The following is a 17,930-nucleotide window of genomic DNA, read 5'->3' on the forward strand; positions in this document are numbered from 1 at the left end:
AGGTGACCACGACCTCAGCGCCGAATCAGGCCACGCCCCCGAACCGCTCCCGACGGATCATCTCGATCACCCTGGCGGTGATCGCAGCGCTCGTCGTCGCGTTCTTCGTCTTCGCGAACCTCTACTCCGATTGGCTGTGGTTCCAGCAGCTGGGCTTCACAGGGGTGCTCACCACCCAGTGGATCGCGCGCACCGTGATGTTCGCGGTCGGATTCCTCGCGATGGCGGTTCCGGTGTGGGGTGCGATCCAGTTGGCGTACCGCCTCCGACCCGTCTACGCGCGTCTGAGCTCGCAGCTCGACCGCTACCAGGAGGTCGTCGAGCCGCTGCGCCGTCTGGCGATGTGGGGCATCCCGATCTTCTTCGGCTTCTTCGCCGGGTTCGCGGCATCCGCGCAGTGGGAGACCACCTGGCTGTGGGCCAACGGCGTCTCCACCGCGACGACCGACCCGCAGTTCGGTCTCGACACCGGCTTCTACCTGTTCGCGATGCCGTTCTACGCCGCAGCCCTCGGTTTCGCCTCGGCGGTCGTGCTCGTCTGCCTGCTGCTGACGGCCGTGGTGTCGTACCTCTACGGCTCGGTGCGCGTCGGTCAGCGCGAGCTGCGCATCTCGAAGGCCGCGCGCATCCAGCTCGCGATCCTCGCCGGCCTGTACCTGCTGCTGCAGGGTGCGAGCCTGTGGCTCGACCGCTTCCGCTCCCTCGTCGAGCCGTCGGAGCGCATCACCGGTCCCGGCTACGTCGGCGCGAACGCCGTCATCCCGGGGCAGACGATCCTCGCGATCGCCGCGGTCATCGTCGCCCTCGCCTTCTTCGTGACCGCCTTCATCGGCCGCTGGCGCTACCCGCTCATCGGCACCGCTCTGCTGGTCGTCTCGGCGATCGTGGTGGGCGCGGCGATCCCGTGGGCGGTGACCACCTTCCAGGTGCGTCCCAACGAGCTCACGCTCGAGAGCCAGTACTACCAGCGCAACCTCGACGGGACGAAGGCCGCGTACGGCATCGACAAGGTCGAGAAGGAGAACTTCCAGGCGACCACCGAGGCCGAGGCCGGTCAGCTTCGCAACGACGCCGAGTCCACCGCGCAGCTGCGCATCATGGACCCGGCGATCATCGGCCCCACCGTTCGCCAGCTCGAGCAGTACCGCGCCTACTACCAGTTCACCAACCCGCTGGACGTCGACCGGTACACGATCAACGGCAAGACGCAGGACACCGTGGTGTCGCTGCGCGAGCTGAACATCGGTCAGCTCGGCGACGCCGCGTCGTGGCAGAACACGACGCTCGTCTACACGCACGGCTACGGAATGGTCGCCGCCGCGGGTAACGAGCGCACCGCCGACGGCGACCCGGTCTTCCTCGAGCAGGCCATTCCGGGCACGGGCTTCCTCACCGACCTGAACTACGAGCCCCGCGTGTACTTCGGCGAGAGCTCCCCGCCGTACTCGATCGTCGGCGCGCCCGAAGGCACCGACCCGATCGAGCTCGACTACCCGCTGGGCGCCGACGGCGGCACCGAGACCCGTACGACGTTCACCGGCAACGGCGGTCCGAGCGTGGGCAACGTCTTCAACCGCCTCATCTACGCGCTGAAGTTCCAGTCCGAGCAGATCCTCTTCTCCGACAGCGTGAACGCCGACTCGCAGATCCTGTACGACCGCAACCCCAAGGACCGCGTCCAGAAGGTGGCGCCGTACCTGACGCTCGACAGCGACCCCTACCCGACGGTCGTCGACGGTCGCATCAAGTGGGTCATCGACGGGTACACGACGAGCTCGAACTACCCGTACTCGACGGGCGTCTCGCTCTCGCGCGCGATCGCCGACTCGAACAACCCGGCCCCGACCTACGCGCTGGATGACATCAACTACATCCGCAACTCGGTCAAGGCCACGGTCGACGCCTACGACGGATCCGTGCAGCTCTACGCGTGGGACGACCAGGACCCGCTGCTGCAGGCCTGGCAGAACATCTACCCCTCGTCGCTGAAGCCGTGGAGCGACATGTCGGCCGACCTGATGAGCCACGTGCGCTACCCGACCGACCTGATGAAGGTGCAGCGTTCGATGCTCGGCGTCTACCACGTCGACGACGCGACCTCGTTCTACCGTCAGGACAACCGGTGGACGACCCCGAACGACCCGCAGGACCCGGCGACCTTCCAGCCGCCGTACTACCTGACGATGAAGATGCCGAGTCAGGACGACCCGACGTACTCGATGTTCACGAGCTTCATCCCGGCATCGCAGGGTGGCCAGGCGCGCAACGTGCTCACCGGATACCTCGCCGTCGATTCCAACGCGGGTGCCGAGAAGGGCACCAAACGCGAGGACTACGGACGATTGCGCATGCTCGTGATCGATTCGGCGACCACGGTCCCCGGACCCGGTCAGGTGCAGAACACCTTCGACTCGGATACGAACGTCTCGTCGCAGATCAACATCCTGCAGCAGGGTCAGTCGCAGGTGCTCCCGGGCAACCTGCTGACGCTCCCCGTCGGTGGCGGTCTGCTGTACGTGCAGCCGGTGTTCGTGCAGTCCTCGGGTGACACCAAGCTCCCGCAGCTGCGCCGCGTGCTCGTGGCCTTCGGCAACGAGATCGCGTTCGAGAACACGCTGAGCGAAGCGCTCGACACGCTGTTCGGCGGTGACTCCGGCGCGAGTACCGGTGACTCGAGCGTGACACCGAGCGATCAGAACGCGGGCGGAGGCACCACGACGAACCCGTCGGTCCCGGCCGGCGACTACGCGGCGGCGCTTCAGGAAGCACGCGACGCCCTGAACGCGCGGCAGGCGGCGCTCACCAGCGGTGACCTGTCGGGCTTCGCGGCCCAGGACGCGCGCCTCACCGCAGCCGTACAGCGCCTGCTCGACCTCGAGAGCCAGGGCCAGGGCGGAACGGCGACGCTGTCGCCCACGCCGACCCCGACCCCCGAGGCCACGCCCGCGGGCTGACCCCTCGCACCGACGCCGGCGCTCCGCTTCCGCGGGGCGCCGGCGTCGTCGTGTGCGGCGGCGTCTCCGTGTGCGGCGGAGTCTCGAGCCCCCGCCCGAGCCCGCGAGACTGCACGCCGCTGACAACTCGGCGACATCCTGCAACCGTCTCGTCAGCTCCGTGCAGTCTCGGCATCCCGCGCCCACGCCGTACCGGCGCACAGCGCTGCCTCACCGCGCAGCGCTACCGCACAGCGCCCCCGCGCAGCGCCCCCGCACCGCACGGCGCCCCCGCACCGCGCAGCGCCGCGCACGCCCCCGCACCGCACCGCGCACCGCCGCACCCCCGCCCCGCCTCACGCGCTCAGGAACCACCACCAGATCAGCAGCATCGTCGTGCCGAAGCCGGCGATCTGGTTCAGCCAGAGGAAGCGGTTCCATCCGGCGGTGGCGCGGTCGCTGTCGGCATCCGTCACGTTGCGGTAGGGCCAGCACACGACCAGGTACGGGATCACGAGAAGGGCGGCCAGGGGGCCGGGCCACGCGGTGAACAGCATCGCGACACCAGCCAGGGCGTACGCCGTGAGCGCGAAGCGCACGGTCCAGCGCGCCCCGCGGGCGGTCGCGATCGACGAGATGTCGGCGGCGCGGTCGGCCTCGACGTCCTGCACCGCGCCGAAGGCGTGCGAGGCGATGCCCCACAGTGCGAACGCGACGAAGACGAAGACGAGCTGCCACGTCCAGACCGCGCCCGCGAGCACGAGACCGTAAACGGCGGGGGAGAAGAAGTGGATGCTGCTGGTCATCGAGTCGAGGAACGGACGTTCCTTGAGCCGCAGCGGGGGCGCCGAGTAGAACACGACGAAGAACAGGCTGATCGCGAGCACGAGCCACGACAGCGGCGAGCCGATGATGACGAGGTACACGACGAACGGCAGGCACGACAGCGCCGAGGCCCAGAGCGTGATGGGGTGCATGCGCTTGGCGAGCACGGCGCCGTGCGTGCCGCCCTTGCGCGGGTTGCGCAGGTCGGATTCGTAGTCGAAGACGTCGTTCACGCCGTACATCGCGAGGTTGTAGGGCACGAGGAAGAACAGGATGCCGATGATGAGGGGCGCATCGACCTGGCGCGTGGTCAGCAGGTAGGCGGCGGCGAAGGGGAAGGCCGTGTTGATCCAGCTGACGGGCCGTGACGAGACGAAGAGCTCGCGCACCACGCGACCGGGGGTGAGGGCGGGCGTGGTCATGCGGTGTCCTTCGTCGTCAGTCGGGGCGGAGGCGGCGTGCGGGGCGGGAGCGAGGAGCGGGCGGCGGGGTGGGTCCGGGGCGTCAGCAGGGTGTACAGCGCCGGCAGCAGGAACGCCGCACAGAGGGGGTAGGCGAAGTCCTCGATCGGTGCGAGGCCGAGCCGCAGGCCGCTCAGGTGCTCCTGAGGATACGAGAACAGGTCGATCGCGATCATGAGGTTGTCGAACACGAGGGTGAGGCCCAGCAGCGCGAGGGCGGTGAGACCCGAGGATGCCATGCGCTCGCGGAACCGCGGACGCCGGGCGGTCGACAGGGTGACGAGGGCGGTGAGCAGCACGAACGGCACGACGATGAGCGGGTAGGTCACGACGACCCCCGGGCGCGCGAGCGGCTGCGCGCGCGCCGCTCGAACACGGCGAACATCACGACGGCGAGGTAGCTCAGGAACAGCAGGAAGAACACCTCTTCGAGCGGGAGGTGCGGGGCGAGCATCACCCCGACGAAGAGCGGACTCTCACCCTTGACGAACACCCCGGTGACGATGCCCACCATGTCCCAGGCGAGGAAGAAGACCGTCCCGAGCAGCACCGTCACCGTCGTGCGCACGGGCGCGACCCGCAGCGCCAGGGAGTACTTCAGGTCGATGAGCATCATGCCGACCAACGAGAAGAGGATCGCGCCCAGGTAGAGCCCGGGCATGTCAGACCGCCGCGCGCGCGGGTTCTGCCAGGGGGCCGGGGGTCTTGTCGCCCGTCATGCGCTTGACCACGAGCTCGGCCGAGATCAGGCACATGGGAAGGCCGATGCCGGGGAGCACCGAGGTACCCGCGTAGTAGAGGTTCGAGACCTTGCGCGAGCGGTTCTTCGGACGGAAGATCGCGCTCTGGTTGAGCGTGTGCGCGAGTCCGAGCGAGTTGCCGTGCCAGGCGTGCAGGTCTTCCTTGAAGTCCTCGGGCGCGATCGTCTTGCGCACGACGATGCGCTCGGCGAAGTCGGGGATGCCGGTCCATTCGCCGATCTGCGCGATGACGCGGTCGGCCGCGGCCTCGATGCGCGCGTCGCCCGCGCCGGAGACGCCGCCGCGACCGCTGTCGGGGTCGGCGGGCACAGGGACGAGCACGAAGAGGTTCTCGTGCCCCTCGGGGGCGACGGAGTCGTCGGACGCGCTCGGGCGGCAGATGTAGATCGATGCCGGGTCGGGGATGCGCTTGTTCTCGCCGAAGATGGCGTCGAAGTTCGTGTGCCAGTCGTCGGTGAACAGCAACGTGTGGTGGGTGAGCTGCGGCAGTTCGCCTTTGACGCCGAGCAGGAGCAGAAGGGCGCCGGGGCTGGGCACCTTGTCGTCCCACCACTTCTCGGGGTACTGGCGGTCTTTCTCTTCGAGCAGGTCGTTCTCGGTGTGGTGCAGGTCGGCGCCCGAGACCACGGCATCCGCGGCGATCACCCGTCCGTCGGCGAGGCGCACGCCGCGGGCGACTCCGGATGCCGTGATGATGGCATCCACCGGAGACGAGGTCTCGATGCTCACGCCCCGTTCGCGGGCGAGCTTCTCGATCGCGCTGATGATCTCGGTCATGCCGCCCTTGGGGTACAGCACGCCGTCGCCCAGGTCGAGGTGGCTCATCAGGTGGTACAGGCTCGGCACCTCGAACGGGGAGCCGCCGAGGAACACCGCGGGGTAGGCGAGGATCTGCTGCAGGCGGGTGTTCTTGAAGTCGTCGGTGACTCGCTTCCACAGCGTGCGGGTGAGCAGCGGGATGAGCGTGGGCAGGCGCTTGATCAGCGCGGGGTCGCGCAGGCCCTTCGTCGACGAGTAGGGGTCGTACAGGAACTTCGACGTCGACAGCTCGTAGGCGTCCTTCGCCGAGTCGAGGTAGGCCTCGAGGTTGTCGCCCGATCCGGGTTCGTGCTCCTCGAACAGGGCGCGCACGGCCTCACGGCCCGAGACGATGTCGATCGGCTCGCCCTTGCCGGGAGGGCCGTACACGCGGTACGCCGGGTCGAGGCGCACGAGGTCGAGCTGCTCGTCGGCGCTCGTGCCGAGCAGGCGGAAGAAGTGGTCGAACACCTCGGGCATGAGGTACCAGCTCGGCCCGGTGTCGAAGCGGAAGCCGTCTTTCTCCCACGATCCGGCACGACCGCCGAGGGCGTCGCGCGCTTCGAAGAGCTGGACGTCGTGGCCGCGGTCGGCCAGAAGGGCGGCGGTGCCGAGACCGGCGATTCCGCCACCGACGACGACGATGCGCTGGGCGCTCATGAGCGGGGACCTTTCGGAGGACGCCCGAGGAGGGCGCGGGCGGCGAGGGTGGCTTTGACACCGTCGGGGACGCGGACGCGGGGCGCGCCCGCGGGGGAGAGACGCAGCCGTCGCGAGAGCTCGGCGAACAGGTCGTGCGCGCAGGTGACAGCGGCGCGGCAGTCCGGCGGCAGGTGGGGGATGACGGATGCCGCGGCGGCGAGGTCGGAGTCGATGCGATCGAGCACCGTGGTGCGCCGCTCGTCGTCGGCGGCGCCGTCGAGGTAGTCGCGGCCGAGGCGGTCGGCGTCGTCGGCGAGGTCGCGCAGGAAGTTGACGTCCTGGAAGGCGGCGCCGAGGCGTCGCGCGCCGTCGACGAGGTCGGCGGCGGGTTTCGCGGGCGCCGACATGCCGGCGTTGAGGAAGACCTGCAGGCACATCAGGCCCACCACCTCGGCGGAGCCGTACACGTACGCGTCGTGCGAGACGTCGTCGTGCGCGGCCGTGTCGAGGTCGGTGCGCATCGAGGCGAAGAAGGGGGCGATGAGGTCGTCGCCGATGCCGCACTCGCGCGCGGTGCGGGCGAAGGCGTGCACGACGAGGTTGGCGCTGAACCCGGAGGCGATGGCATCCGCCACCTCGGCCTCGAGGGCGTCGAGCACTGCGCGTTCGCGCTCCGGGGGGAGGCCCGCGTCGTGGGCGGGTCCGTCGACGATCTCGTCGGCCACTCGCACGAGGGCGTAGATGTTGCGCACGTGCGGGCGGGGCCGGGGGCCGAGCAGGCGCGCGGCGATGCCGAACGACGTGGAGTAGCGCGAGATGACGGCGGCGGCGACGTCGTCGGCCGTCTGCGAGTACAGCTCGAGACCCGTGGGGGCGTTGCTCACGGAATGCGCTCCTGCACGGCCTCGACGAGATCGATGAGCATGAGGCGGCACTCGGTGGGCAGCGTCGAGGCTTCGACGATCGCGACCGCTTCGTCGAGCGTCTCGCACACGAGCACCTCGAGGCGCGAGCGAGCGCCGGACTTCGCCAGGGCCGTCTGCGCGGCGCGCACGGCGACGGGTCCGGTGTGAGCTTGCGCGAGCGCGGCGCTCACCTCGGGCCAGTGGGTGCTCTCGCGGGCGAGCGAGATGAGGTGCGTCTTCTTCGCCTCGCGGAGGTCGCATCCCTCGTCTTTTCCCGAGGCCGCGGCGGTACCGAACGCGCCGATCAGGTCGTCGACGAGCTGGTAGGCCAGTCCCAGCCGCTCACCGAAGCGCTCGAGAGCCCACTGCGTGGAGCGTTCCGCCCCGGCCATCACGGCTCCCGCCTGCAGCGGGGCGGAGAAGGAGTACACGGCGGTCTTGTCGTGCGTGGTGCGCAGCACCGTCTCGGGGTCGATCTCCCCGGGAGAGACGGCGTTCTCGACGTCGGCGAGCTCGCCCGCGGCCGAGACGAGCACCGCGTCGTCGACGAGCTGCAGCAGCTGTTCGCGGATGGATGCCGGGATCTCGGCGACCGCGATCATGCGCCCCGCCTCGTGCAGCAGCAGGTCGCCGGCGAGGATCGCGGCGGCGTCTCCGAGGAGCGCCGCGCCGTCGGCATCCGCGCCCTTGTCGAGACCACGGCGGCGGAACTCCCCGCCGACGTTGGGCATGCCGCGGCGTTCGACGTCGTGGTCGATGACGTCGTCGTGCACGACGAACGCGGTGTGCAGCAGTTCGAACGCGGCCGCGACCTCGTACAGGGCGGGGCGGGCGATCGCGGGACCGTGCAGCGTCTCGAAGGCCGAAACGACGAGCAGGGGGCGGAAGCGTTTTCCGCCGCTCGCTGCGCGCCGGATCGAGGATGCCAGGGCCCGCGCGCCGTCGCCGAGGGGACCCACCCGTCGGTCGAGGCGCTCGAGCGCGTAGTCGATGGCGGCGTCGATGCCCTGTCGCGCCAGGGGGGTGGAGTCGAGCGTGATCATGACGCGCGCCTCACCGCGGGTGGCGTCTCGAACAGGTGCAGCTGTTGCGCCTGGAGGACGAGCCACGGGCTGAACGCCCACGGAGTGGCCTCGAGCGAGGCGGCGAGGTCGAGCGGGTCGACCCAGCGGTACTCGGCGACCTCGTCAGGGTTCGGCTGCGGCTCGTCGTCGGTGTGCGCGACGTAGACCGGGCAGATCTCGTGCTCGACGATGCCGCTGGCGTCGACCGCGCGGTAGCGGAAGAGGGGGAGGGCGAGCTCGAGGTCGCGGACCGTCAGGCCCACCTCGAACTCGGCGCGACGGTGGACGGCGGCGAGCACGGGCTCGGCCGGGCCGGGGTGGCCGCAGAACGAGTTGGTCCACACGCCGGGCCACGTCTTCTTGTGCAGGGCGCGGCGGGTGACCAGCACTTCTCCGCGGCTGTTCATGACGTGGCACGAGAACGCGAGGTGCAGCTGCGTGTCGGTGCCGTGCACGCTCGCCTTGGGCGCCGTGCCGATCTCGTTTCCGAAGTCGTCCAGGAGGACGACATATTCGGTCTCGCTCATCGTGCCTCCCGTTTGCTAGTTTAGCTAGCGATGTGAGCCTGACTATACCCAGCGTGAAAGGGGGTGTCCACTGTGGACAACGCCGTGTCGACTTCTGGTACAAGACCCGCCATCGCCCAGACACTGCGCGCGGTGCAGACCCTCAGCGACGCTCTCGACCGCATGCACAGCGGCATGAAGGGCGACATGGGCATGAACGCCAGCGACCTGGCCACGCTGCGCATGCTGACGATCCGCGAGACGCGCGGCGAGATGGTCAGCCCGCACGACGTCGCGACGCATCTGCGCATCTCGACGGCGTCGACGACGAAACTCATCGACCGCCTCGTCGCCTCGGGCCATCTCGAACGCCGACCGCACCCCTCCGACGGTCGTGCGCGGGTCGTGGTGCTCACCGACAAGTCGCGCCGGGAGTTCTTCCAGCACTTCGGCGCGCACCTCGGCGCGATGCGCGAGATGGCCGCCCAGTTCGACGATCGGCAGCTCGAGACGGTCGCGTCGTTCATGGATCAGTTGACCGAGGCGATCTCGACCGACGACTGAGCAGGCGCGGCCGGGGATCACCCCCGCGCCACGCGCATGCCGACGTCGTCGAAGGCGTCGCGCGGGCGACCGCCCCGTCGGGCCGCGGCGCGCACGAGCGCCGGGGCGTCCGACCACCCGCCGCCGCGGAATACCCGCGCGTCGCTCTCTCCCTCGGGGTCGTAGAGGTCGCTGCACCACTCCCACACGTTGCCGAGGGTGTCGAAGAGGCCGTGCAGGTTCGGCATCCGGGCTCCGACGTCGACGGGGGCGCTGAGTCCGTCGGCGGAGGTCCAGGCGACCTCGCGGACGGGGCCGTAGGCGGCGTTGACGCTTCCCGCGCGGCAGGCGTACTCCCACTCGTCTTCGGTGGGCAGCCGGAAGCCGTCGGCGTCGGTGTCGGCGGTGACGACCTCGCCGTCGAAGGAGTAGATGGGGTCGAGGCCCTCCCACTCGCTCAGCGCGTTGCACAGGCGGATCGCGCGCAGCCAGCTGAGGTGGGTGGCGGGACGACGCGGATGCCGAGAGGGGATGCCGAGCACCTCCGCCAGCTGCTCCTCGGTGATGGGGTAGACGCCGATCTCGAACGCCGCCACCTCGATCTCGCGGCGTTCGGTGCCGCGCTGGTCGCCGCGCAGGACGCGCCCCGCGGGGATCCGCGCCATCTCCACATCGCTCACGCGAGTTCCACCATCCACAGGTCGCTGTCGCCGGTGATGAACAGGCGCTTCTCGTCGGCGTCGAAGGTGCAGTTGCTCACGACGTGCGGGGTGGGGATGACGCCGAGGCGCTGCCCGTGCTCGTCGACGATCACGACTCCCGCCTGACTCGAGATCCAGAGCCAGTCGCGGCTGTCGACGACGAACCCGTCGGGGATGCCGGCATCCACCGTCGCGAAGGTGCGCGGGGTGCCGAGGGTCTCGCCGTCCCAGCTGCACGCGACGACGCGGGGCAGGGCGGTGGCGTTCGATTCGGCGACGTAGAGCGTGCGCTCGTCGCGGCTGAAGGCGAGGCCGTTGGGCTGATCGAGGTCGATCATGCGCGCGAGGCCGGTGTCGTCGTGCCAGCGGTACACGCTCTGGTGCGAGAGGGCGGGCTCGGCGGGGTAGCCCTCGCGCGGGTCCGAGATGCCGTAGGTCGGGTCGGTGAACCAGATCGCCCCGTCGGATGCCACGACGAGGTCGTTCGGGGAGTTCAGCGGCTTCCCTTCGAAGGCGTCGACGAGTAGGCGCGTGCCGTTCTCGTCGGTGCGGCTGACGCCGCGGCGGCCGTGCTCGGCCTGCACGAGTCGGCCGGCGGCATCCATCGCGTTGCCGTTGGCGAAGTCGCTGCGGTCGCGCACCGTGACGATGCGGCCGTCGTCGTAGCGCGCGAGGGTGCGGCGGCCGATGACGTCGCTGAAGACGAGGGCGTTCTCGGCGGGCCACCACACCGGCCCCTCGGCCCACGTGGCGTCGTCGTAGAGCGAGAGCAGGCGAGCGGATGCCGGCAGCACGGCCGACAGGCGCTCGTCCCACACCCGCGGGGGAGCGACGTCGACCGAACGGGGCTCACGCGGCGGCTGGAGGACGCGGCCGTCGATGGGGATCTGGGGCATGCGTCCAGTCAAGCCTGTCGGCGCGGTGGGCCGGCCCGGGTTGACGGGCTCAGCCGAAGGGGTGGGCTGTCGGCGCGGCGGGTGAGGTGGAGAACTGGATGAGCACCTGCAAGCACGGTTCGTCGCCGATCGTTCCGGACAGATGACCGCTTTTGCCGTCGATCTCGGCGGTGCCGGTGTCGTGCCCGAAGTGGATGTCGCCAGGGCCCATTTCGACGCGCGAGCCGTCCTGCGTCTCGAGGAACCAGCGGCCGCGCAGCGGGATCACCCACTGCGGATGGGGAGACGGATGCCACTGCCCCACCCATCCGACCGGGAGCGCCGCGAACAGCACGGCCGTGACCTCGCCGGGGAACGGGCGCATCCATTGCGGATCGGCTCCGCCGCCGACGCTCTGCAGGCCGAAGCCGCGGAGCATCGACTCGTCGAGCCGGCTCCTGCCGTCGAGGTCGGTCCACATGTGCACGAACGGCAGCGCCGGGGGAGTGTCTGCGTCGCGGCCGTCGTTGTCGAGCGGGGCTGTCGTGGTGGTGTGCATGCCCTCGAGTCAAGCGCCGCGCGGTCGGGCGCGATGGTGGCTTGACGTCTCGTGATCGCGTCTGGGCGGGATGCCGAAGGGGCCGCCCCGACGCGAGTCGGAACGGCCCCTTCGGGAAAGGCGTGTGCCTCAGGAGTGGTTCTCCTGGCGGGTGCGACGCACCTTGGCAGCCACGGCGATCGCGCCACCGGCGAGCACGAGGGCTCCGCCGCCGACCCAGATGCCGAGGAGCGATTCCGCGTCCATACCCGTGGCGGGGAGGGCGTTGCTACCGCCGGCGTTGTTGCTGCCGCCGCCGGCCGCGCCACCGCCGGTGCCGGCACCGCTGCCGCCGCCGTTGTTCTCGGCGCGGGCGCCGGTCACCGCGAGGGTGTAGGTGCCGACCGGGTTGGCGGGGAGGGTGACCGTGGCCGTGGCGACGCCGTTGGCGTCAGCGATCTTGGTGACCGAGGCCGCGGTGACGGGCAGGTTCGCCGTCGCGATGTTGGCGCCGGTGACGCCCACACCCGAGAGGGTGAAGACGGTCTCGGCACCGGGCGTGAAGCCCGAGACCGGAACGGGGCCGTCGGAGGTGATGGTGAAGGTCTGGGTGTCGGGACCCGCCGGCACGTAGGCCTGGGCCACGGCGGGAGCTGCGAGGAGCAGCGCGCCCGCGATCGCGGCCGAGGCCGCTGCCTTGGTGAGGTGCTTCATGACTGCCTGCTTTCGAATCCGGGCTACCGGTGATGGATGGTCCGCTCGTTCCCCGTGACCGTGGTGCGCAGATGGGGCCGAGAATGAAGCGGGTGCGTGTGTTGAGAGCCTTCCTGAGTATTGCCTAGGGATCCGCCCTTTAGCAAATCAATGCGGTTTCCGCGACGTAAACATTTCGCAAGCAGTCCGTCACGCGCGCGACGGGGGCGCATTTCGTCTCCACGCTCCGCATTGGATCGGGAAAGGCCGCGGAAAATGAGCCCTTCTAGTGGTCGCTCCGGGCTTACTCCAGGGTCGCGACCGCGCGTGACTGGCACGACGCACGCACCACGGGATCGAGAGCCGCGTCGGCGGTGGGCGTGACGAACGCCTCCGCCTCCGTTGCAGGGGATGCTCCCTGGACCACGACGTCGACGCCGATGGTCTGCTGGGGCGTCACGTCGACGCCGAAGGTCAGCACGGTCCGCCCGTCGAAGGTGGCACGGGCGAAGCTCGCGCCATTCGTCGTCTGCGCCGAAACCAGGTCGAAACCTTCGGGAAGGTAGACGTTGCCGACCACCTTCGCCGTTCCGGGAGCCGTCCCGTATGCGGCGTTCCCGGTGATGTAGGTGGGCAGCGAGGTGGCCGCGTCGGCGGGGGCCGTACTCGTGAGGTCGAGGTGAAGGGTGAGCTGTCGCGGGAGCGACGCCTCGTTCGACGGGCACGAGCTCCACGCCAGCGACGTCTGGGGCGCGACGTAATAGCTCATCTTCGAGCCCGTGCCGTCGTTGAGGTAGAGACCGAAGCGTGCCGTGCGCTCGTCGGTGGAGGGCAGGGGTCCGGCGATCGTCGTTCCCGCGAGCACCGCCTGCTCGTCGGCTTCGGCGCTCCACATGAGGAGGCGGTGTTCGTTTCCGGCGCGACTGAGGGCGGAGACGAAGCCGGAGGCAGACCCTCGCCCCTCGAGAAGCGCCTGGAAGACGGCGCCGGTCGAGGCCGCGAAGAATGCGTCTTGCTGGGCGGGGTCGGGGTAGCGCTCGTAGACCCCGTTCATCAGAAGGTCCACGGCGTTGTCGGAAGACAACTTCTCGCCGTCGGGAAGAGTGACGGGTCCGGTGGCGGAGAGAATGTAAGAGAGCACAACCGGGTCGATTGCGATCACGCCGTCAACGGAGACGCCCGTCTTCTTCGCGAAGAATTCTTTCGCGAGAGGTCCGTCGATCGAGAAGTCGGGGATCTCGGTCAGGTTGTGGAAGTAGCGCGCGGGCCGCGTGCCGTAGATGTCGGTAATCTCCGTGGGCAAATTGACCACGGGTTGCCTGGTATCGCGCGACAGATTTGTAGCTGACTCGGTACCCCCGAGCGACACGGCCCCCCTATCAGTCGTGAGCACGATCGCGCTGCCCGATATCCCGCCCAGGGATCGCCACTCTGCGTTGTTCTGCACGAGCACGAGATAGCGACGCTCTCCGTCTTGGCCGAGCATGTCGGGGAGGAGTTGCGCGGTGCGGGAGAGTGCGTCGATGAAGGTCGCGGAGTTCGTGAACACCTCGTCCGCTTGATCAACGGCTCGACTCAACACGCCGACGAGCGGCGTCCGGTCGATGTTCCGCACGGCGTCCGCAGCATCCCTGGCCGGGTCGGCCGCGGTGCGCGCGGGCTCGGCGAGGCCACTCAGAGCGGTGGGGTCGAGACGCCCTCCGGTCGGCCGAAGGTTCTCCACGGATACGCCCTCGGCCGCTCGAGCGAGGGGGACGAAACTCTGCGCGAGGAGCTCGTCCGCAGACACGGTCACGGTGTGAAACGCGGCGAGCTGGGGGCCCACCCACGGCATCACCGAGGCGAGGCCCCAGATGGGTCCGGACGTGAGACTGCGGGCCGCGGACGTCTCGTCGGCGAGCGTTTCGAGTTGTGCCACCGCCGACGCGGGGTCGGCCGTGACGGCGTCGACCGTGTCGGCGGCTCCCGACTGCACTTTGGACAGGTGCTGAAAGGCAAGCGTCCCCGTCACCGCCACCCAAACGGTCATGAGGAAGCCCAGGAGCAGCCCGCCCGCGAGAACCCACGCCAGGACGCGACCTGCGACGAGCATCCGGGGTGGCAGAAACTGCGTTCCCGACACTAATCAGTCTCCTCGGGTCGCCTCGCGCGAGGTCCGGCGCGGCGAGAACCCTAGCTCCTCGATCGAGGCGGGTTCGGCGTTCTTCGTCCCCTTCTTCTTGTCCGTGCCGGTTCTCTTCGAGGTATTGCGGGCATTCTTGGGGGTATCGGCGGATTCGCGATACCCGTACCCGTACCCGTAGCCGTACGCGGAGTAGTAAGAATCAGGTCCGCGAGTCGGAACCATCGACATCACGAAGCCGGCGAGCTTCGCTCCGACTGTCTGCAGAGCTTCCGTGGCCAGAGTGAGCTGGTGACGCGTCGTCTTTCCGGCGGAAACCACCATCAGCGCTCCACTGGTCACACGGGCCAGGATCGCCGCGTCGGTGACGGGCAGCAAAGGTGGGGCGTCGCAGAGGACGACGTCGAAATCTTTCTCGAACATCGTGATGAGAGTTCCCATCCGAGCGGAGCCCAGGAGTTCGCTCGGGTTCGGCGGAATCTTCCCTGCTGGTAGTACGTACAGGCTGCGGCCACCCCACGGCAGCATCACATCATTGACCTCAGCGCGGCCAATGAGCACGTCCGTGAGACCCGCCCCGCCCTCGATGCCGAGGTACTCGGCGACCTTGGGCTTGCGAAGATCCGTGTCCAGAAGGGCGACACGCTTCCCCGCATCCGCGAGCGCGATGGCGAGGTTGATCGTTGTAGTCGACTTGCCCTCACTGGGGATAGAACTCGTGATGACGAAGCTGGATCGTCCACCCATGTCGAGGAACTGCAGGTTGGTGCGCAGAGTTCTGAAGGATTCAGCGCGAGGGCTCAAAGGGTCCGCGTGAACAATGAGGGGTCGGTCCTTCGCGCGCGCATCGTATGCGATGGCGCCGATACTCGGTGCCGAGGTGATCTGTTCAGCGTCCCGCGGAGTCCGAACGCGGTTGTCCAGGAAAGAACGTAGGACCGCCACCGCAATCCCCAGGACCAGCCCCACGAGCAGGCCGATTGCCAAATTCAGTGTCACGTTCGGGCTTGAGGGAGTAAGCGCGGGCTGAGCGTCACGGACGCGACTGAGGCGGACAGGGCTGGCGCCATCGCCTGTTTCCGGCTCAAGCTGTGGGACTACCGTCGCCAGACTCGTCGCGATTGCGTTTGCGATCGCCGCCGAGGCATCAGGATCCGCGTCCGAAACCTTGATCGTGATCAGCGTGGAGTTGAGGTCCGCTGAAACTCTCACCTGCGCCGACAACGATTCAGCTGTCGTTCGTAGGCCGAGCTGATCGATTACTGGGCCGAGAACGACTGGAGTCGTCGTCAATCCTACGTAGGTGTTTATCCGCGCCTGCGTGAACGTGGAGCCCTGCTGTAGCTCAGCTGCCGTTCCTCCGGCCTGGGTCGACACGAAAACGGTGCTGGACGAATCGTAAATCGGCGTCCGCGTGAAGGTATATCCAGCCACGACTCCCAAGCCGAGAAGGGTGAGGACGAGGATCACAAGCCAGTTCTTGCGGAGGATGCGGAGGTAATCGCTGAGCGCCATGGTGCCTCTCAAGGACGGGCTGACGACCGGGAATCGGACAATCTCGCCAAGTTTGCCACATCTCATGTTTCGCGCCGGTTATGGGTGGGTGGCCGGGCCTCAACCGATCCTCCACGCACCTGAAGACAACTGCCGGGTTGGACAAGCCGTTCGGCCCCACGTTCAGCTTCCTGCCGCAGCTTGGCGAGCGGACGGGTGCCACCGGGAGCCCGGTTAGCTCCGCCCGTACCTCCATTGTGGGGACAACGCAGACCCCTGACGCGACGATTGTGTCCGGCCGTCCTGGGTATTGATCGCCAGAAAAATGGCAGCGGGGCCGCGATCGCCGTTCCGACCCGAGCCGGACCCTGATCTCGCCTGGGGCCTGGCCGGGTATCGGTGCGCGCCAAAGATCTGCGAGATGCAGCCGCTGTGTCTATCCGGATCTTCGTCACCTGCGCACCCAGTCCGAGAACGGTTCCAGACTCAAAGCGCGGCCTGCAATCGCCCGACAGGTGTCTCAACTTTCCTAAGTGGCCGGCGGGCGGTCACTCTGGCCCCGGGTGCCCAAGTAAGCGTTGGACGTGGGGTAAGAGCTCCAATCTCTTTCTAGGGCCCCTACGGCGTGACGAGAGTCGTTTCGCTCCGGACGTCCAGGGCCGAACGCGGTATCGCAGCTTCGGGGAGCAGCCCTCGCTCAGAAAATAAAGCCCTCGGCGGGAGCGCCGGACCTGTTGTTCCGATTCGCCCAGAACCTGAGTATGGCGAGCTGGGTGGGGCCAGGTACGAGTAAGACTGAAAACGGCTCGGTAAGGTGGCACCGGCTCGGTAAAGTCTGGAGCGTGTCCAATGATACTTCCGCGAGCCCGGATTCTCCGGAAGCACCGGCCAGATATCGTCGCCTGCACGCGTCTCGATCGGAGACGGCTGGTGCAGCCCGTGGGCGATGCGCCGACTGGAGGGACGCTAGCGGGGGCATAGGTCAGAGGGGACTGAGCGCGCTCGCGCTTGTCCTGGGCGGTGTCGGGGTTGGCATTCTGGGAAGCGCGCTGATCGGGCGTTCGGGGCTTGAGTGGTCGGCTCTCGCCTCCTCGTGCTTCCTTTGGTTGTTCACGGGGTTGGGTGTCGTATTTGCGCTTTCAGTGGACAGGCCGAGCGGACTACTCAGGGCGAGGCCAACTGACTTGCTGTGGGGACTCGCCCTGGGGTTGGTCGTCCGGGCGATCCAGGGCGTTTTCGAGGAGTCTGCAGTGCGCGCATTCCCATCTGCGCCGACTGACGGGCTCTCGTGGTGGCTGGAGGCTGCGCTACCTTCCTTGCTCATCACTCCTGCACTTGAGGAGTTGTTATTCAGGGGAGTCCTCTTAGTAACGATGTACCGAATTGCGAGGAGAAAGCTGGGTCAGGTTGCAGCGGCAGTGACGGCTGGGCTCCTGAATTCCGCCGCGTTCGTCGCCATTCACATCGTCTACGAGCCCCTATCGCTGGCGGGAGCGCTTCAGCTCTTTCTCTTCAGCCTGACCGCCGTCGTACTCGTGTTCTTGACGGGGAGAGTGTCCAGCGCGATCATCATGCATCTTACGTACAACGCTCTCTACCTAATCTTGATCGCGTTCGGCCTGATGCTCGAATAAGGAGACCCCGGTCAGGTCCTGCGCCTACTTTGAGATCCGCACGAGACGATTGTGTACGACAATGTCGATACAGCATCGCGGCATGACATGCTATGCGTCATGCCCCTCTCACCAGTGGCACCCGGAGCTCGAGGAACTGCGTCGCATGGGACTCATGTTCGCGTGACGAGCCGCTGGCCACTCCCCGCGAATAAGTTGCTCACCTCACGCGACTGACGGCACGACGCTCCATACTGTTTCGAGGTCAGCTGTCAGGACCAGCAACGCCAGGACTCGCATCATATGACCGATGCTCGAGGTCGACGGCTTCCTCAATCGTGCAGCTGCTGGATTGTGGTGATCCATCCGGGCGCAGCACTGGAGCGTCATTGGAACAGTGGTCCGTAGCCAGCGTGATAATCAAGGCCCCGAGGACGATGACGTGGTAGCGGCCGC

16 protein-coding genes are annotated in these 17,930 nt (G+C 68.1%); 3 read left to right on the plus strand and 13 right to left on the minus strand.

Annotated features, from left to right (window positions below):
* The first annotated feature begins 2 nt into the window (after window positions 1–2).
* Window positions 3–2,954: a UPF0182 family membrane protein gene (locus FB047_RS00620; protein WP_136585325.1), complete on the plus strand. Its 2,952-nt coding sequence runs from the start codon at window positions 3–5 to the stop codon at window positions 2,952–2,954.
* Window positions 2,955–3,289: 335 nt separating this feature from the next.
* Here FB047_RS00620 and FB047_RS00625 read toward each other — a convergent pair whose 3' ends face one another.
* Genes FB047_RS00625 through idi form a run of 7 tightly spaced genes read right to left on the minus strand, consistent with a single transcriptional unit; the run spans window position 3,290 to window position 8,916 of the window.
* Window positions 3,290–4,180, minus strand: a complete 891-nt coding sequence (locus FB047_RS00625; RefSeq protein ID WP_136585326.1) for a prenyltransferase — start codon at window positions 4,178–4,180, stop codon at window positions 3,290–3,292.
* Window positions 4,177–4,548 (minus strand): lycopene cyclase domain-containing protein, encoded by a 372-nt coding sequence (locus FB047_RS00630; protein ID WP_136585327.1) that lies wholly within the window; start codon window positions 4,546–4,548, stop codon window positions 4,177–4,179. The genes FB047_RS00625 and FB047_RS00630 overlap by 4 nt, the downstream gene beginning before the upstream one ends.
* Window positions 4,545–4,880, minus strand: coding sequence for a lycopene cyclase domain-containing protein (locus FB047_RS00635; protein WP_136585328.1), 336 nt, complete (start codon window positions 4,878–4,880; stop codon window positions 4,545–4,547). Before FB047_RS00635 ends, FB047_RS00630 begins: the two co-directional genes overlap by 4 nt.
* Window position 4,881: 1 nt before the next feature.
* Entirely contained in the window at window positions 4,882–6,438 is a 1,557-nt protein-coding gene (gene crtI, locus FB047_RS00640; RefSeq protein ID WP_136585329.1) for a phytoene desaturase family protein, read from the minus strand.
* The gene (locus FB047_RS00645) at window positions 6,435–7,304 is read right to left on the minus strand and encodes a phytoene/squalene synthase family protein (protein WP_136585330.1); all 870 of its coding nucleotides are present in this window, start codon (window positions 7,302–7,304) and stop codon (window positions 6,435–6,437) included. Before FB047_RS00645 ends, crtI begins: the two co-directional genes overlap by 4 nt.
* The gene (locus FB047_RS00650; protein ID WP_136585331.1) at window positions 7,301–8,368 is read right to left on the minus strand and encodes a polyprenyl synthetase family protein; all 1,068 of its coding nucleotides are present in this window, start codon (window positions 8,366–8,368) and stop codon (window positions 7,301–7,303) included. Before FB047_RS00650 ends, FB047_RS00645 begins: the two co-directional genes overlap by 4 nt.
* Window positions 8,365–8,916, minus strand: coding sequence for an isopentenyl-diphosphate Delta-isomerase (gene idi / locus FB047_RS00655; protein ID WP_136585332.1), 552 nt, complete (start codon window positions 8,914–8,916; stop codon window positions 8,365–8,367). Before idi ends, FB047_RS00650 begins: the two co-directional genes overlap by 4 nt.
* Before the next feature lie 63 nt (window positions 8,917–8,979).
* Here idi and FB047_RS00660 point away from each other — a divergent pair, with 63 nt between their 5' ends.
* On the plus strand, window positions 8,980–9,459 hold the full coding sequence (locus tag FB047_RS00660) for a MarR family winged helix-turn-helix transcriptional regulator (protein ID WP_319801372.1): 480 nt from the start codon (window positions 8,980–8,982) through the stop codon (window positions 9,457–9,459).
* A 17-nt stretch (window positions 9,460–9,476) separates the two neighbouring features.
* Here FB047_RS00660 and FB047_RS00665 read toward each other — a convergent pair whose 3' ends face one another.
* From FB047_RS00665 to FB047_RS00690, 6 genes are all read right to left on the minus strand, one after another.
* Window positions 9,477–10,118: a formylglycine-generating enzyme family protein gene (locus FB047_RS00665; RefSeq protein WP_205822532.1), complete on the minus strand. Its 642-nt coding sequence runs from the start codon at window positions 10,116–10,118 to the stop codon at window positions 9,477–9,479.
* Window positions 10,115–11,035, minus strand: a complete 921-nt coding sequence (locus FB047_RS00670) for an SMP-30/gluconolactonase/LRE family protein (RefSeq protein ID WP_136585333.1) — start codon at window positions 11,033–11,035, stop codon at window positions 10,115–10,117. Before FB047_RS00670 ends, FB047_RS00665 begins: the two co-directional genes overlap by 4 nt.
* Before the next feature lie 49 nt (window positions 11,036–11,084).
* On the minus strand, window positions 11,085–11,573 hold the full coding sequence (locus tag FB047_RS00675) for a cupin domain-containing protein (protein WP_136585334.1): 489 nt from the start codon (window positions 11,571–11,573) through the stop codon (window positions 11,085–11,087).
* 129 nt (window positions 11,574–11,702) lie between these two features.
* Complete coding sequence (locus FB047_RS00680) at window positions 11,703–12,266, minus strand: LPXTG cell wall anchor domain-containing protein (RefSeq protein ID WP_136585335.1); 564 nt, start codon at window positions 12,264–12,266, stop codon at window positions 11,703–11,705.
* Between the two features lie 283 nt (window positions 12,267–12,549).
* On the minus strand, window positions 12,550–14,337 hold the full coding sequence (locus FB047_RS00685; protein ID WP_136585336.1) for a DUF4012 domain-containing protein: 1,788 nt from the start codon (window positions 14,335–14,337) through the stop codon (window positions 12,550–12,552).
* A gap of 33 nt (window positions 14,338–14,370) precedes the next feature.
* A complete protein-coding gene (locus FB047_RS00690; RefSeq protein ID WP_136585337.1) occupies window positions 14,371–15,882 on the minus strand; it encodes a tyrosine-protein kinase domain-containing protein in 1,512 nt (503 codons plus the stop codon).
* A 1,163-nt stretch (window positions 15,883–17,045) separates the two neighbouring features.
* Between FB047_RS00690 and FB047_RS16780 the strand changes: the two genes are divergently transcribed.
* A complete protein-coding gene (locus FB047_RS16780; protein WP_167494109.1) occupies window positions 17,046–17,495 on the plus strand; it encodes a CPBP family intramembrane glutamic endopeptidase in 450 nt (149 codons plus the stop codon).
* The last annotated feature ends 435 nt before the right edge of the window (window positions 17,496–17,930 follow it).

This window comes from Microbacterium hydrothermale (assembly GCF_004854025.1).
GTDB classification, from domain to species: Bacteria; Actinomycetota; Actinomycetes; order Actinomycetales; family Microbacteriaceae; genus Microbacterium; species Microbacterium hydrothermale.

Bases quoted from the DNA above. Each gene is read 5' to 3' on its own strand.
- FB047_RS00625 (WP_136585326.1), bottom strand. From the start codon at position 4,180: ATGACCACGCCCGCCCTCACCCCCGGTCGCGTGGTGCGCGAGCTCTTC.
- FB047_RS00635 (WP_136585328.1), bottom strand. From the start codon at position 4,880: ATGCCCGGGCTCTACCTGGGCGCGATCCTCTTCTCGTTGGTCGGCATG.
- crtI (WP_136585329.1), bottom strand. From the start codon at position 6,438: ATGAGCGCCCAGCGCATCGTCGTCGTCGGTGGCGGAATCGCCGGTCTC.
- FB047_RS00650 (WP_136585331.1), bottom strand. From the start codon at position 8,368: ATGATCACGCTCGACTCCACCCCCCTGGCGCGACAGGGCATCGACGCC.
- idi (WP_136585332.1), bottom strand. From the start codon at position 8,916: ATGAGCGAGACCGAATATGTCGTCCTCCTGGACGACTTCGGAAACGAG.
- FB047_RS00670 (WP_136585333.1), bottom strand. From the start codon at position 11,035: ATGCCCCAGATCCCCATCGACGGCCGCGTCCTCCAGCCGCCGCGTGAG.
- FB047_RS00675 (WP_136585334.1), bottom strand. From the start codon at position 11,573: ATGCACACCACCACGACAGCCCCGCTCGACAACGACGGCCGCGACGCA.
- FB047_RS00680 (WP_136585335.1), bottom strand. From the start codon at position 12,266: ATGAAGCACCTCACCAAGGCAGCGGCCTCGGCCGCGATCGCGGGCGCG.
- FB047_RS00685 (WP_136585336.1), bottom strand. From the start codon at position 14,337: ATGCTCGTCGCAGGTCGCGTCCTGGCGTGGGTTCTCGCGGGCGGGCTG.
- FB047_RS00690 (WP_136585337.1), bottom strand. From the start codon at position 15,882: ATGGCGCTCAGCGATTACCTCCGCATCCTCCGCAAGAACTGGCTTGTG.